Genomic DNA, 16,814 nt, shown 5'->3' with positions numbered 1-16,814 from the left:
GCCGGTGCGCAATGTAATGAAGTACCGAAACGAAGTGAAGCCCTGCATAGCCCGACCGTTTGCCTCGGGAAAAGCCAAGGCAATCGGGCACGTCCTACATAATATTAAAAGAAACCTAACTTATTTTTGTTATAGGAGATCAGCATATTTTTGGTCTGACGGTAATGGTCAAGCATCATTTTATGATTCTCCCTTCCAATTCCGGATTGCTTATAACCTCCAAAAGGAGCTCCTGCCGGATATGAGTGGTATTGATTTACCCAGACTCTTCCTGCCTCAATCTGACGTGGAATATTATACAACTGGTGTGCATCTCTCGTCCACACCCCTGCTCCTAATCCATAGATGGTATCGTTGGCAATTTTCACCGCTTCTTCTTCATCCTTAAAGGTAGTAAAGGCCAATACAGGACCGAAAATCTCTTCCTGGAAAATTCTCATCTTGTTGTTCCCTTTGAAGATTGTAGGCTGAATATAGAATCCTTCTTCCAAGTCTTCCCCAAGGTGATTAATATCTCCTCCTACCAGTACTTCAGCTCCTTCATCTACCCCCAGCTGGATATAGGAAAGGATTTTTTCTTTTTGAATTTTGGAAGCCTGAGCTCCCATCATTACAGTTTTATCCAGAGGGTTACCTACTTTGATCGCTTTTACTCTTTCAATTACTCTTTCGATGAAAGCATCTGCTATTCCTTCCTGAACCAAAAGTCTTGACGGGCATGTACAGATTTCACCCTGATTAAGGGCAAAAAGAACGGCACCTTCAATAGCTTTATCTAAGAATTCATCATCAGCATCCATCACGGAGTTGAAGAATACATTAGGTGATTTTCCTCCCAACTCAAGCGTCACAGGAATAATGTTTTCTGTTGCATACTGCATTACCAAACGTCCTGTAGCTGTAGATCCTGTGAAAGCCGCTTTGGCAACTTTAGGATTTGTTACCAATGCTCTTCCAAGCTCTGCACCGAAGCCATTAACAATATTGATAACTCCAGCGGGTAAGAGATCTCCTATCAGCTCCATTAAGATCATAATAGAAACAGGAGTGCTTTCTGCAGGCTTTAAGACCACACAGTTTCCAGCAGCCAATGCAGGAGCCAGCTTCCATGTTGCCATAAGGATCGGGAAGTTCCATGGAATAATCTGAGCAATGACTCCCAGAGGCTCATGAACAATCAAAGATACAGTATCCTTGTCCAATTCATTGTGAGACCCTTCTTCTGCGCGAATGACGGATGCAAAATACCTGAAATGATCGATAGCTAGCGGAAGATCAGCAGCCAGTGTCTCTCGTACTGCTTTACCGTTGTCTATGGTTTCTACTGTGGCAAGGTATTCTAAATTCTGCTCTATCCTGTCTGCAATTTTATTAAGAATAATACTTCTTTCTGTGGATGATGTATTCTTCCAAGTCTGGAATGCTTTGTCTGCTGCATCTACCGCTAGCTCCAGGTCTTCTTTTGAGGAGTGGGCTACCTGGGTAAAATTCTTACCATCAACGGGTGACACCACATCAAAATATTGTCCTTTAACAGGTGGTGTGAATTTCCCGTCAATATAATTATCGTATCTGCTTTTGAACTCGGGACGCTCTAAAAGAGTCGTTGATCTTGTTTCTGTAAGAGTGCTCATATCAGTATTTATTTTAATTTTTCAATACCGCCAAATTACACGGATGCATGAAAAACCTATAGCACAATCGTATAAAAAAAGTGCAAAATAGTACAGAACTCAATTTTATTATTTTCTTAACAGCAACGTTGAATCAAATTCATTATATTTGAGTTACTGCCTTTGTCAAAAAATTTAGAAATGAATAACAATAGTAAGATTTTATTAAATACTCCTGAATTACACAAGGAAAACCAGCTATTGAGTCTTGTTGAAAACCAGACAAAATTCAATCTAAACAACTGTGAATTCAGTATCTACGAGACGCATAAAACTGCTTTCGGAGTAAAGCTTCATTTTGAAAACATTGCCTTTACCGCAATGCTGAGAGGTAAAAAACATATGAAGCTGGATAACAAAACCAATTACTTTGATTATTTCCCTGGAGAAAGTATTTTAGTTGCTCCCGGTGAAACTATGGTTATTGATTTTCCTGAAGCCGATGACACTCCTACACAATGCATCTCTTTAAGTTTGAATCCAGATTTTATTGAAGATTCTCTTAATTACTTAAACTATCATCTTCCCAAGGTAGATGAGGTCTCACAATGGAACATTCAACTGGATGAGTATTTTCTTTTTAACAATAAGGCATTGGCATCTGCCACCAACAATATTATGAGAATAGCCATGGATGATAACACTCAAAAGGATATCATGGCCGACTTCGCCCTGAAAGAACTGCTGATACGGCTTATGCAGACACAGGCCAGAAGCATGGTGGAAAGGAATATTGTAAAGAATAAATCGAGAATTGGATTTGTAGTGGATTACATTAAAAGAAATCTGCACCAGAAACTTTCTATTGAGAGTATTGCGAAACTTGCTTATGTGAGTAAATCGAATTTCTTTAAAATGTTCAAAGATGAGCTCGGAACTTCCCCGAATGATTTTATTCTACAGGAAAGAATCAGTAAGGCCAAGGAATTACTGGCTACCCAAAACAGCATTAAAGAAACAGCCTACCAGACCGGGTTTTCAGATACTAATTATTTTACCAGAGTTTTTAAGCAACTGGAAGGAGTAACGCCTAAGAGCTATCAGAATAATAGGATGATTGTACGAGAGTAAATTTATGTAAGGAAGTTAATAATCCCTTTTACTTAATTTAGTTTTCTTACTAATTCAAATAAAAAAGAGCTCCATTTTCATGGAGCTCTTCTTATTTATATTAAAAATATTAATTCTTAATAATCAGCATTCTGCTTAATATTCGGGTTAGCCTGAATTGCAGTAATAGGAATTGGCCATTGCCATTTAGTGCTTCCAGCATCAAGAGTTTGTTTAACAGCTGGTGCTCCTGTACCATCAAAAAGATCTCCTTTACCTGATCTCTGAACAGAAAGACCTAATCTTTTCAAGGTATACCATCTGTCATTTTCAAATGCAAGCTCCAATCTTCTTTCTTTCAGGATAGCATCTAGAAGAGCCTGCCCTACTTCCGCTCCAGGAGTAAATGTAGTATATCTTTCAGCTCTTAACTTATTTAGTAAAGTAAGAGCTGTCGCTTGATTACCTGATCTATAATATGCCTCAGCAACATTCAATAATACTTCAGCTGATCTAAGATATTTAATTGGTACTATATTAGATGGACCTCCATTTCCAGCATATTTGGTAACGTGATTGTATTTCTGCTTACTATAAACACTGGTAGTGAAATAAGCAGTTTTTCTAACATCCTTATCAGTATATGCTGTATATAAATCATAATCTACAACAAATTCTGATCTCAAACTAGGTACTGCCTGATTATATGCTGCTCCCACTGTATTTTGTTCAGCCGGTGCATTCAATATCTGGAATAAAACACCATCAGTAATTTTAGACAATCCTTCGTTTTGTTTCCAAATACTGAAAAAATTATCTTTCGCTGTAATGCTTGGTGAAAGTCCTAATGCTAATTCTCCATACTTTGTTGTATTATCGTACTCACCTTTATAAAGATAAACTCTTGATAATAATCCGTATATAGCAGCTTTACTCAATCTTCCTTTATCTGCGTCATTTTGTGTAATATTGTCAGCTGCAGATAAAAGATCAGCAATAATCTTATTATATACTTGCTCAACAGTCAGGTTTCTGGATGACGTACTATTTAAAGGAGAATATGTTTCTGAATAATAAATTCCGATTGAATTCTTTGCTCCTGCAGATTGTGTTGGAATTTGAGAATATGCTCTTACAATATCAAAATGAACAATTGCTCTAAGAGCTTTTGCTTCGGCTTCAATATTTGCTTTTTGTGCACCTGATAATACTCCATTATTGATATACTTCAAAACAAAGTTAGCTCTGCTGATAGCAAGATAAGCAGTATTATACAAGCCTGTAGTCTGTGAATTATCTGAAGAAAACTCGAAGTTTGATGCTGCGAAATTTGTATTTCTTCCCGAAGCCGTACGAATTAAGTTATCTGTAGTAAGATCTCCCATAATTAGTTGACTCCCTGTATCTCCACTATAGTACCCTCCTACTTTAAGTGCTGTATACGCTCCATCCATAGCTTGTCTGAATGATTCAGCTCTGGTCATTGCCTGGTCCTGATCTTCATTAACGGATGATATCTGGTCTAAATTTCTGTCACAAGATGTTAACGAAACAAAGGCTGTTAACGCTGCTAAACTTATTTTTATTATATTCTTTTTCATAAAGCTATTCAATATTAAAATTCTAATTGTAGTCCCATTAGGATTGTTCTTACAGCAGGATAAGTGTAAAGGTTAAATGATCCCGGTACAAATAATGATGTAGAGTCAGCAGATCCTACAGAAACTTCTGGTTCTCCGTGGAATTTAGTTACAGTAAATAAATTCTGTCCCTGTACATATACTCTAAGTTTATTAATAGGTGATTCTTCTCCAAGAAATGCTTTATCAAATGTATATCCTAATGTAAGGGATCTTAATCTTAAGTAATCTGATTTCTCAATCCATTGATCAGAATCACGCATACCATTACTGTCTACTTTTTGGAATACTCCCGTATCACCAGGTTTTTGCCAAACATTAGAAGCAGCTTGCGCCATATTTCTTCCTGCAACAGCCAAAGTTGGATCAACTGCCGCCGCGTACATATTGTTATAAGTATATCCTCCTAACTTGAATGCGAAATCTGCACTGAAATCAAGTCCTTTATATTGAATTGTAGTTCCGAATCCTCCAAAGCTTTTAGGGAATGGAGATTTATCAGTAAGAGGAACTGCATTGGATGCACTATAAACATTGGTAACATTTCCTGCTTTATCATAATATAAAGCATTTCCATTATTAGGATCAACACCTGCAAATCTCACATTATAGAATACATAAGGAGTTTCACCTACTTTAAGATACGTATATCCTAAGTTTCTTTCGGTTTGCCCACCTGCTAACTTGTCAAGAGTTGATTTCTGGAAAGAGATGTTAGCATGTAAATTCCATTGGAAGTCTTTCTTTTTGATAACATCTACACTAAGCTCAGCTTCAAGACCTTTTTGAGACATATCCCCTGCATTAACATATTGATAAAGTCCTCCTTCTTGTTTATCTAAAGGTACAAGTTGTACAAAGTCTTTTCTCTTATTCTGATACACCTCTACAGATCCACGAATCCTTCTTTTCCACATTACGAAATCTACTCCTACGTTGGTAATAGCATTAGACTCCCATTTAAGATCTGTGTTACCAATAATGTAGTTACCTTGTGAAGATGTTCCAGGATATAAAGCACCATTAGCACCATATAAGCCGTAACTGATGTTGTTTACATTATAATAATCCGGCAATGTTCCGTCATTACCAGTTGTTCCGTATGATCCTCTAAGTTTTAAATCATTAATAAAGCCTCCTTTCATGAAGTCTTCTTTTGCAATATTCCATGCAGCACTTGCAGACCAAAATACACCACTTTGATTGTTAGCTCCGAATCTTGATGAAGCATCTCTTCTCAATGATCCTGTTACTAAATATTTACCTGCATAATCATAATTGATCATACCAGCTAAACTGAACAAAGTATTTCTAGTCTTAATTCCCGTAAATGTGTTTCTATCCGAAGGTGTAGTGATAGTAGGAACATTAAGTACAGGAGATTTCAGCCCGTAAGCACCACCATTCATTGTTTCATTGAAATTATCATTATATTCGATAAATCCTAAGAAATCAAAGTTATGGCTTCCAAATGATTTTTTATAATTAATAGAGTTATTCCATGTATAGTTAAATCCATAGAATGAGTTCTTATTCAATGAACCTGTTGGAACACCATTTACGGTTAAATCAAGGTTTGACCCTTTTTTCAACCATGAAGTACCCATGTACCAATCGTAAAGTCCGTTAAAATTAGTTTTAAATTTAAGGCCATCGATAATTTTGTATTCTCCAAATAAGGTTACGGGAATTCTCAATCTCTGATCCTCCAATGTATAATTACGAATTTGCTCTACAACGTTTGACCCTGCTCTCATTGTCTGATTATAACTTCCATCTGGGTTATAAATCGGTTCGTATGGTGCATATTTATACATGGCCCCAAACGGGTTCTGAGTATTGTTTCTGTCTCTGAAATTCTGAGTAACCTGATACTGAACTCCAAGGTTGATTCCTACATTAAGTTTTTCACTTAATTTGTTCGTAAATCCGAAGTTACCTGTATATCTTTTAAGTCCATCGATATCTCTGATAATTCCGTTATCAGAATCATACCCTAATGAGTAATAGAAAGTACTTTCTCTTGACCCACCTTGCGCACTGAATAAGTAAGATTGGATACTTGAAGGCTTCAACAAATCTTTTTGCCAATTATGATCGAACGCAGCTAACCTGTCCATCTCATCCTGAGGTCTTGCTTTAAAGCCTAGATACCCCAATTGATTTTGGAAAGTCATTAACTCTCTCGAATTCATCATGGTATAGTTATTGTCCTTCAATCTTTCACTGAATCCAAATTTAGTTTCAAATGAATAATGGGTTTTTCCAACTTTTCCAGCTTTTGTAGTCACTACAACTACTCCATTTGCTCCTCTTGCACCATATTGTGCTGTAGCAGCAGCATCCTTAAGAATTGAAATAGACTCTACATCCGCAGGGTTAATTGCACTAAACTGTCTTGCAGTCATGTACATTCCATTTACAACATAAGTAGGCTCTGAAGAACCACCAACACCAGCAACCCCTCTTACCTGGATTGTAGCGGCAGCACCTGGTTGCCCTGTTGTACTTTGTACAAATACTCCAGAAGCTCGACCCTGTAAAGAGTTACCAATAGATGTTGTAGGAGAATTTCGTCTGATTTCATCCCCTCCAACAACAGCCTGAGCCTGGGTAATTTCATCTGCTTTTTTCTTCTGATATCCAGTAACGATTACCTCATCGATCTTATTCTCCTTCAGAATAGAATCATTCTTAGATTTTTGCGCATAGGCAGCTTGTCCTAAAAAAAACAAAGCTCCTGCACTTAATACATGTAACTTCACATTCATATTAACAGATTTTAATATATTCAAGGGGACAAATATGTTAATAAATATTAACACCATCAATTTATTAAAACCTGAAAACCGCCTTCTACAAAAGGATTATCCGCATATAACTCTAAAAAACGATAAAAAAAAACTTCAATTATGTTTGAAATTTTAAAGAATACCAAAGTATTTTAAACATTCAAGATATTTTAATGAAAAACAAAATAAAAATTAATATACACCGATTAAGATAATAAAGTGAAAAAAATAAACAAATAAGAATTATATAAATGAAAAAAATAAAACAAACTCTAATGAGTTTTGAGTCAAAATCAGTAAAAAAATGAGTGCTTTTTAGTGAAATAACACCAAAAATAACCTGATAAAAATCAGGAAGACCGTCTAAAAAGACAGTCTCTGTAAAAATAAAATTAAAAATCCGTTAATATATCATATCCAAAAATTAGTCTAAAACGGCAAACTTTTGAGAGTGTTTCCTGACTTTATTTTTGTCATTTAAACTATATTTTTCACAAAATAAATTAACCCCTTTCTCTTTTTTAGTGTAACGATTATCTTTTACAAAAAAGATAATCGTCAATCAACACATATCATATTAGCATATCACTATTGCTACCTTTCAGCAAACAACAGTAAGGATCATAAATTCTGTAAGGACCCTTAATAAAGAACATGGAAACAATATATTTTCCACACTGACAAGGTTTTATATAAATTATTGTATATTAATTTAAAAATGAAATAAGAGAAATTAATAACAAGTTTATATATAAAACAATAAGTATTATCGGTTTTATAACAGAATCATTGAAAAAATGAGTGTTTTTAGTGAAATACTATCAACCTATAAAAAGAATGAGACTACCCAAAAAAGAGCAGCCTCATTTAAAATAATTAAAATTTGTTAGTTTTTATACTTCATTTCAGAAGCTAGTTGTTTATTATTTTAATACCCAGGATTTTGATTGGTATTTGGATTGTTGATCAATTGCCAAGCAGGTATTGGCCATAAGTCTAGTCTTTTAGAAAAATAAGGACGTCCCTTACCTTCTATCACTTGCTGTGCTTTTCCAAATCTCTTTACTGAAAACCATCTGTCTGCTTCTCCATACAGTTCTTTTCTTCTTTCCATTAAAACATCATCTAATGTCACCGCAGCTAACGGGGCAATTCCCGCTCTGGCTCTCACCTGATTCACAGGGGTTAATGCATCCCCGGATGTTTTCAATCTACATTCAGCAAGAGATAAAAGTACATCTGCATATCTTATAATAGGTACATTATCTGCACCACTACCAGGGTTACTATATTTTCTAAAATAATTTCTCCCTTGAGCAATAGCAAACATTTTTCTTGTATCACTTGCATCAAAAATACTCATAAACTGTGTACGTAATGAAACTTCACCTCTCCCACCTACAAGAGCAGGATAAAAAAAGAACGCCTGGTTTCCGCCATCTGTTTCTGTAAAATTAATTTTGAAAATATGCTCTGTTGAAGTGGAAGCTGTAAACAATGCTGTATAGCTTGCAGAAAGTGAATAACCTTTAATATTTTCCAGAATGGTTTTCGCATCATTATACAAACCTATTTCCATATAGGTTTTAGCCAATATCACCTGAGCAGCATCCAGGCTTAGGAAAGTTTCGGACTTTTCGTTATTATTTTTGAAAAATTCTATTGATTTTTTCAAATCGTTGATGATAGATTGATACACAATCTCTTGTGAATCTCTTTTAGGACGGATAACATCGTCTGCAATATAAATCGGAGTTGTAACATAGGCCACTCCTCCAAATAGGCGTACTAAATTTAAATACATTAATGCTCTTGCAGCATAAGCCTCCCCTAGTACCTGGTTTTTTACAGGATTAGTAATTGTATTTCCCTGGATTGGCCTTGTTTCCACCTGGTCAATAATAGCATTACAAGTTCTAATTACAGTGTAATGTCCTCCATAAATACGTCTTACAGACAAATTAGTATCTAAAAAATTACTGGCACCTGCTTCAGCAAATTCGGAAAAAGTACCGGTATGTGTAAAGTCATCTGCAAAAAGGCCATCAAAAAAATGTAATTCTCCTCCATAGACATATCGATTCTGCATGTTATTATATATCCCATTTGTTGCAGTTCTGGCAATAGCATCCGTTTTTATGAATCCATCTCCTACCTGTCTGTCAGTATCCACTGTCTCGCTCCCCACCATATCTCTTCCACAACTTACTATAGTAAGTAAAGAAGAAGAAACTATCAGATATTTAATTATATTTTTTTTCATTTTTAGTTTTAGAAATTTAAGTTAATACCGAATTTAATTGTTCTGTTCATTCCTTGGGTAAAGAAATCTGTTCCGGTGGCTACGTTTGATTGCCCAAAAGCATTTACTTCGGGCTCCGGTCCACTGTATTTTGTCCAGGTCCAAAGATTATCCGCCGCTATAAAGAATCTCAATGTCATGTCACCTATCCCCAGCGTTTTTCTAGGCAAAGTATATCCAAGCTGAACTTCTCTTAATCTGATATAAGAAGCATCTTCAACGAATCGGGAAGACGCTCTGTTATTCCATGACTGATTAAACCCTCTCACAGGGCGTGGTAAGCTTGCATTAGGATTATCCGGTGTCCAGTAATCTGTCTGATCAGCTAGCTTTCCAAATAAAGGGTTTCCTGAAATACCAGCAAATGTTTTAGAAGAGTTATACATATCTTGTCCAAAAACAAATATTATATTAGCTGACAAATCAAAATTTTTGTACCTAAATGTATTCCTGAAATTTCCAAAGAAATCTGGTTGTGATTTTCCTAAGAAAATCCGGTCATTTGAATCGATAACTCCATCTCCGTTAACATCTTCATACTTCACATCACCGGCCCTGATCCCCTGATCAAACAAAGCTTTAGGAATTTCATCATTTGATCTGTAAATTCCTATTGCATTAAGCCCAAAAAATGCTCCTGACGGCTGACCGACATCAATTCTCGTTGCAAATCCAAAATCTATCGGAACAGGCTGATCTCCTAAAAGCTTAGTAATCTCATTTTTATTAAACGTAATATTAAACTGTGAGTTCCATCCTAAATTTGTTGCTTTTAGTATGGCAGCATTAATACCAATTTCATGTCCTCTATTATACATTTCTGCAGCATTAGATCTATAAGTTTCAGCTCCATTATCCAAAGATAATGTTCCATTTACCAAAAGTTTACGTGATTTTTTATAATAAAAATCATACGTAAGATTGATTCTATTCTTAAATAAACCTAATTCTAGTCCCGCATCCGTCTGACCAGTTCTTTCCCAAACCAGATTAGGATTAGCAAGAACCCCTGTAGTACCATAGATTGGGTTCATATTATACGTGGGTAACAGACCATATGTATAAATTTGGGCCGTAGGAGATACATCAAAGTTTCCTAAACCTGATTGGTTTCCAAGTTCTCCCCATCCAGCTTTTACTTTTAACGAACTCACTACATCTTTTTTAAACCATTCATTATCCGAGATCACATACGCAGCTGAAACTGACGGGAAGTATTCGGTTCTATTATCATAAGCCAGCTTTGAAGAGGAATCTGCCCTGAAGGTAGCATCAATAAATAAATTATTGAAAATCTCTAAACTTAACCTTGAAAAGTAAGAAAATGTTCTGTTTCCCAATGATGGATAATAGGAAGCAATGGTTTTTTGAGAACCTGCGTCTGGTGAAGTAGCCCCTAAAGGTATATTTTGAGTTTGAATATCGGTAGCAAATGTTCTACGGTTAAAATATTCCAATCCTCCCATTAATGTGAAACCAAATTTATCACTTATCCTTTCACTGTATGTTATGGTATTAAACGCTGTAAAAGTATTGTACAACCGTCCATTGTAGTCTGCCTGTCCTTTGGCTCCTCTTCCCTGATAAGTATCTAATGGAAACAGACGTGATTCATCATAATTGATCCTTTCCAAATTAAATCGTGTCACCATATTGAGCTTGGAAGAAAATTTAGATTCAAGCCCCAATGAAGTGTTTACCCCGAAAACTTTTGTCAAACTTTTTACATCTGTAGCATTCTGTACTGGGTTTGAAAAGGTCCATGTGCTTGTATTATAGCTGCCGTCAGGATTCCAAATATTTTGTCCGGGTGCTTCTAAAACGGCAGCACTTAAAGGTGCATATATATTATTATCCCCGTTAATTCTATTGATGTTTTCATTAGAAAGTCTCACAGAACTTACCACTTTGAATATATCATTAAGTTTCTGATCCAGATTCAACGTAAAAGTCTGTCTATTGTACTCCTGCCCTTTTATCACTCCTGACTGGTCAAAATTGGAGAAACCAAGATAAAAAGTAGTCTTATCAGTGCCTCCCGACGCGCTGGCACTCAATTCATATAGTGGCTGGTCTTTTCTATAAATCTGACGGATATAATCATCTCCAAAATCAGAACGGTAAAAATCTTCAATAGACTGTCCGGAACTAGGATTCCAGACACCATTAGTTGTAGACCAGTATGTTCTTCCTCTGCTGGGAGTAGTATTAAATTCAGCTAAATCAAGCATCTTGTAATAATCTCCAGCTCTCATTTTTTCAAATGTTTTGATAGGATTCTGAAAACCTACAGTTGAATTTAAACTGAAATTTATTTTCCCTCTTTTTCCTTTTTTGGTAGTGATCAAAACAACTCCATTAGCAGCACGGGATCCATAAATAGCGGCAGCAGCGGCATCTTTTAATACTTCAATATTTTCTACATCAGCAAGATTCAATTGAGATAATAAATTTCCGGTTTGTCCTCCATAGCTCACATTTCCACTGGGAGAATTAGATGATATAGGAACTCCGTCCACAACATATAAAGGATCATTACTGGATGTTATACTGGAAACTCCTCGGAGCCTTACATTAAATCCCGCTCCCGGCGCTCCTGATGTGGGAGAAACCTGTAGTCCTGTCGTGGCTCCTTGCAACAGTGCATCTGTGCTGGCTGCGGATACTTTCGTCAAATCATCTGCTTTTACCTTAGAGATTGATGTCGTAACTTTTTTCGACGACTTGGTACCATAGCCTACTACTACAATTTCATCAATGTCTTGTACCGAAGTCGTGTCTTTTTTCACTTTTTGTGCCCAAGCTGCCTGTCCCATAAAAAACAGCGCCCCCACACTTAATACTCGTAATTTCACATTCATCTTTAACAGTTTTTAATATCTAGATCACAAATATGTTAATAAAAACCATCAGACTCAACTTTCAAAACACTAATAAACAAGCGTTTAAACAGAAATAATTTCATAAAAAACAAATAATTAAATGAAACTAATTAGCAACATGTTGGGAAAAGATAAAAAAAAACAACACTCTTAAATATTAACAGAATTTTAACAATTTTAAAAAATTTAAGCCCCTTACTTATATATAAGAAATTAAATAAAAAAAATAAACCAAACGATTATCTTTAATAAATAACATTCAATACCAAATAGTAAACATTCTCAGTAAAACAACATAATTATTATAAAATAATCACACAAACTCACCTTAAATAATAAAAAAAGCACCTCATTCAATGAAATGCTTTATTCTTATTAATTATGACAATATTTATTTTTGACAGCCATAATATCTAGCCCCAATTAAAACAGGATTTTCAGCTTCTATGGAAGTAAGACCAAATCCTTTATAGTCTGGATTCACAGACTGACTTAACTGCTTTCTATGAAGCTTTTCATAGGTTTCAAAATCGATAGCCTTTCTATGGTTAAGATTTTCAAATAAATTCCATTTTTCTACTACAGCTTTCCAATTAGAAGATACTTTACCGGCAAATACCTTTGATTTTGAACCGCTGCCGTATCCCAGAAATCCGATTTCTTTTCCAGACAAATCTTCGTTTTCATTAAAAGAAGTCTGAAGACCAGAGAGAAATGCCATAAAAATAGAAGCTGTATACATATTTCCTATTTCTGAAGAAGCTCTTTGGGTCTTTTCAATCGCCTCATTTATCAGTTGCTGATACCCTTCAGATTTGGCAACTGCTTTCTGCTCGTCCGGAGTTTCATAGGAAATTCCATTTTCCAAGCTATAGATTTCTGTAAAGACTCTTTTTCCATGAAAAGCGTAAGGAAGATGAAAAATAATATACTTCCAATTCTGATAAGGTTTTTCTTTATCTGTAATCTCTTTATAATGTTGATAGGCTTCTCTTATTCTATCCTGATAACACTGATTGGAATACTGCCCATCAAAAACTGGTTCATCCGTAAAGATCTCTATTTTGTCAGGATACATTTCCGGAGCTACACTCAGATCATCTTTTTTATATTGCCTTCTTGGTTTAAAGAAATCAAAAACACTTTCTGTAGCGACTCCCCAGTTATTTTCAATTTCTAGAAGATCAGGTTTGGCAGAAACCAATAGAGCAACCGCACCACCTCCTTGGGTATATTCTCCTGAAGAAGCCAATTCATATTTTGCATAATCACTGGCAATTATCACCGCTTTTTTATCAGGATTTACTCTTACAAAATCTAATGCATTATGCAAAGCATCTACTCCACCAACACAAGCAAAGGTCATGTCTATTACATCACAGTTTCTGAAAACTCTTTCACCATATTCTGCTTTCAATACTTCTTCAACCATCTGCATTGCATAAGAAGCAGTAGGTTTTGCGGCATCCAAAGCACTTTCTGTCCCTAGATAAATTCTTGAAATCTCTTTAGGATTGATCTGGTAATCCTGAATTAATCTTAATAATGCTTCTGCCGCAAAGGTTGCAGCATCTTCATGCACATCAGGCAATCCCATTTTATGAAGCCCCAGCCCCTTCTCCAGTTTTGCCGGTTCTATGCCTCTTTTTTCAGCCAATTCTTTAATTTCCAAATACAAAGAAGGCACATAATAGCTCGCCGCTTCAATTCCAAAACTCATAATTTTTTAAATTTTAAACGAATTTATGAAAGATAACGCAAAAAACAGCAGTGAAAATAACTGATTTTTGTAATATTATTAAAAATAAACAAGATCCAGCTAAATTTCATAAAATCACTTTTTCACCCTTTTCTTTTAGGTGTAAAATCCATTCAATATCGTAAGCAATACTGTTCAGATCCATCTATAAAAAGAAAGCCGGCATAATAGCCGGCTCTAGATCTTATTTATATATTATTTATAATTTTCAATAGTCTTGTTGATAATATCAATCTGTTTATTGATACTTACTGCGTTTTGTGGATTTTGTTTCAGCAATTCCATTTTTTTACTTAAACCATCCTTCAGCATTTGTACCACCATCATTTTAGCCTGTGGATTATCTCCTATCTGATTTTTTGCGTATCCTAAAATTTTAGTCACGCTTTCAGTAGCTTTTAAGTTATCAGATGACATGATCCAGTTGTATCCTTCTTCTGCAGATTTGCCCAGTTCCGGATTCTGAAATTTGATAAACGGATAAAATGCTGCCAATGGAGCAATTTTTGGCATTTGAGAAATTACTTTATTTTTTACAATAATGGGAAGTAACTGCGCCTGCAAATCATCTGAAGCACCATCCAGATCTATTTTATCAGCTAATGAATTAGCTTTTGAAGGATCGTTAGTAAGAATAGCTCCTAACGAACTTCTTTTTACAGCATTAGAAACGGCCCCCATTCCTTTTTCAAAGAGCGGAAGATATTTTTTATCTTTTGTTTTTGCCAAAGCAGCAATTGCTGCAGCCTGCGTTAATGTTTTAGGATCATTGGATGCTAATTTTTCAACCTCAGCTCCCAGAGCTTTCATTTGTTCAGGATTGCTAAGATCAACTAATTCCAAAGCCTGAATTCTCACTCTGAAGAACGGATCTTTCAATGCTGCTGCCAATAATTTTGTTACAGCAGGACTTTTTCCTGTCTGATCTTTTATTCCTGCTAAAGCATTATATCTGTTTTTAAACTCTTTGGAATTTGTAAACTGTAAAAGATTTTGTTCCGGAGTTTTCTTATCAGTAATATCTGCTAATAAAACACCATCTGCATAATATTTACCAGATCCGGGGCTTTGGAAACATCAAAATTGAATGTATTCTTTGCATCAGCGTTTACCCAAACATTATACCTCTTCGGCTTGCCATTATCATAAACATCAATAGCCAAAGGAAATTCAAACATCTGGTCCTGGGTTTGATTAATCGTCACAGCAACCTGTTTTTTTACAGGTTCAAATGTAAATGAATAGTTGATTTTTGGATTTCCGCTTCCGAAATACCATTGATTAAAGAACCAATTCAAATCTTTTCCGGAAACTTTTTCAAAGGAAAGTCTCAACTGATGAGCTTCTGCATTCTGATATTCATTGGTCTTCAGATAATCATTCATTCCGGCAAAGAAAGCATCATCTCCTAAATAGTTTCTTAGCATATTCAGAATTCCGCCTCCTTTCTGATAGGTTACCAGATCAAATACATCTTCACGTGATGCATAATTGAATCTTACCAGGTTTTTATTAAAATCTGACGGATTATGAATGTATCTGTTCACATCAGTCATCAGGTGATAATCGGCTTGGTCTTTTCCATATTTATGTTCATTCCAAAGGTATTCGGAATAATTAGCGAAAGATTCATTGACTGTAAGATTGCTCCAGCTTTCTGCTGTAACCAGATCTCCAAACCAGTGGTGAAACAATTCGTGGGCAATGGTATCTTCCCATGTATTCTCATCAATAAGCTGTCCCGGTTTTTGAAGAATATCACTTCCGTGAAGGGTTGCTGTTGTATTTTCCATGGCACCACTCACATAGTTTCTACCGGAAATCTGAGCGTATTTAGCCCATGGATAATCATAATTCATTCTTTTAGAGAAAAAATCAATCATTTCCGGGGTATTCCCATAAATCTGTTTTGCGTAAGGTTCGTATTCTTTCTCGATATAATAATCAACCGGAATGTTTTTCCATTTATCTTTTACAATAGCATACTCTCCTACTCCCATGAAGAAGAGGTAAGTTGAGTGTCTTTTATCCATTACCCAGTGATCGGTTCTAAGTCCGTTGGATTCTTTTTGAGAATCTTTCAGTATCCCATTCGAAAGGGTCACATATTTATCAGGAACCGTCATATAGATTTCCTGTGTGGTCTTTTGATTAGGTTTATCAATGGTTGGAAACCACGCAGAAGACGCTTCAGTTTCTCCCTGTGTCCATATTTGTGTAGGAAGTTCCGGATCTGTTCCTTGAGCATTAATGAAATAAAGACCTTTTGCATCATTAATAGCTACACTTCCTTGTTGTTTCACTTCGTTCGGACGTGAGGTATATTTGATATAAACTGTATAATCCTGATTTCTCTGATAGGTTTTATCCAGTGTAATTTTCAGAATATCATCTTTATATTCGTATTTTAAAGGAGATTTTTTTCCATTATTATCAAGAGCTACTTCATGAATCAACATTGCTTTTGCATCGAGGATCAGCTCATTGGTCGCATAAAAATAAGGTGAGGCAGTCAGCCATTCTTCCCCATTCATCTGTTCTTTCTGATAGTCGAAGTTTACCTTCAGCTTTGTATGTTTCAGTTCTGTCACCTTGGTATGGGTAGCCCTGTACACTTTTTCTCTTCCTGAAGTTTCGGTTTGAGCTGATACATTGGCGGAAAACAAAATTCCAAGTATTGCAATCGATAAAATGGCCTTTCTCATCTGTCTACTTT

General features: G+C 35.6%; 7 protein-coding genes and 1 pseudogene. 1 reads left to right on the top strand and 7 read right to left on the bottom strand.

From position 1 onward, the window contains the following. Positions 1–104 precede the first annotated feature (104 nt). Positions 105–1,634 carry an aldehyde dehydrogenase family protein gene (locus EG344_RS17230; RefSeq protein ID WP_123910620.1) on the bottom strand — a complete coding sequence of 510 codons (1,530 nt, stop codon included), beginning with the start codon at positions 1,632–1,634 and terminating at the stop codon, positions 105–107. A 180-nt stretch (positions 1,635–1,814) separates the two neighbouring features. Between EG344_RS17230 and EG344_RS17225 the strand changes: the two genes are divergently transcribed. Beyond that, on the top strand, positions 1,815–2,744 hold the full coding sequence (locus EG344_RS17225; RefSeq protein WP_123910619.1) for an AraC family transcriptional regulator: 930 nt from the start codon (positions 1,815–1,817) through the stop codon (positions 2,742–2,744). Positions 2,745–2,860: 116 nt separating this feature from the next. Here the strand turns inward: EG344_RS17225 and EG344_RS17220 are convergent, their stop codons facing one another. The 6 genes and pseudogenes from EG344_RS17220 to EG344_RS17195 form a co-directional block, all read right to left on the bottom strand. After that, complete coding sequence (locus tag EG344_RS17220; protein ID WP_123910618.1) at positions 2,861–4,324, bottom strand: RagB/SusD family nutrient uptake outer membrane protein; 1,464 nt, start codon at positions 4,322–4,324, stop codon at positions 2,861–2,863. Positions 4,325–4,338: 14 nt separating this feature from the next. Beyond that, positions 4,339–7,134 (bottom strand): SusC/RagA family TonB-linked outer membrane protein, encoded by a 2,796-nt coding sequence (locus EG344_RS17215; RefSeq protein WP_123910617.1) that lies wholly within the window; start codon positions 7,132–7,134, stop codon positions 4,339–4,341. Between the two features lie 949 nt (positions 7,135–8,083). Then, positions 8,084–9,418 (bottom strand): RagB/SusD family nutrient uptake outer membrane protein, encoded by a 1,335-nt coding sequence (locus tag EG344_RS17210; RefSeq protein WP_123910616.1) that lies wholly within the window; start codon positions 9,416–9,418, stop codon positions 8,084–8,086. 8 nt (positions 9,419–9,426) lie between these two features. Continuing rightward, positions 9,427–12,318 (bottom strand): SusC/RagA family TonB-linked outer membrane protein, encoded by a 2,892-nt coding sequence (locus EG344_RS17205; RefSeq protein ID WP_123910615.1) that lies wholly within the window; start codon positions 12,316–12,318, stop codon positions 9,427–9,429. 412 nt (positions 12,319–12,730) lie between these two features. Continuing rightward, positions 12,731–14,059 carry a hydroxymethylglutaryl-CoA synthase family protein gene (locus EG344_RS17200; RefSeq protein WP_123910614.1) on the bottom strand — a complete coding sequence of 443 codons (1,329 nt, stop codon included), beginning with the start codon at positions 14,057–14,059 and terminating at the stop codon, positions 12,731–12,733. Positions 14,060–14,293: 234 nt separating this feature from the next. Continuing rightward, positions 14,294–16,803: pseudogene (locus tag EG344_RS17195) on the bottom strand (M1 family metallopeptidase). Positions 16,804–16,814: the final 11 nt, after the last annotated feature.

It is taken from the genome of Chryseobacterium sp. G0162, assembly GCF_003815715.1.
GTDB lineage: Bacteria > Bacteroidota > Bacteroidia > Flavobacteriales > Weeksellaceae > Chryseobacterium.
The sequence above is the reverse complement of the archived record's forward strand: the minus strand, read 5'-3'. Positions and strand labels throughout refer to the sequence as shown.

Excerpts from the sequence above, each read along its gene's own strand:
- EG344_RS17225 (WP_123910619.1), top strand. The coding sequence starts at position 1,815 with ATGAATAACAATAGTAAGATTTTATTAAATACTCCTGAATTACACAAG.
- EG344_RS17230 (WP_123910620.1), bottom strand. The coding sequence starts at position 1,634 with ATGAGCACTCTTACAGAAACAAGATCAACGACTCTTTTAGAGCGTCCC.
- EG344_RS17215 (WP_123910617.1), bottom strand. The coding sequence starts at position 7,134 with ATGAATGTGAAGTTACATGTATTAAGTGCAGGAGCTTTGTTTTTTTTA.
- EG344_RS17220 (WP_123910618.1), bottom strand. The coding sequence starts at position 4,324 with ATGAAAAAGAATATAATAAAAATAAGTTTAGCAGCGTTAACAGCCTTT.
- EG344_RS17205 (WP_123910615.1), bottom strand. The coding sequence starts at position 12,318 with ATGAATGTGAAATTACGAGTATTAAGTGTGGGGGCGCTGTTTTTTATG.
- EG344_RS17200 (WP_123910614.1), bottom strand. The coding sequence starts at position 14,059 with ATGAGTTTTGGAATTGAAGCGGCGAGCTATTATGTGCCTTCTTTGTAT.
- EG344_RS17210 (WP_123910616.1), bottom strand. The coding sequence starts at position 9,418 with ATGAAAAAAAATATAATTAAATATCTGATAGTTTCTTCTTCTTTACTT.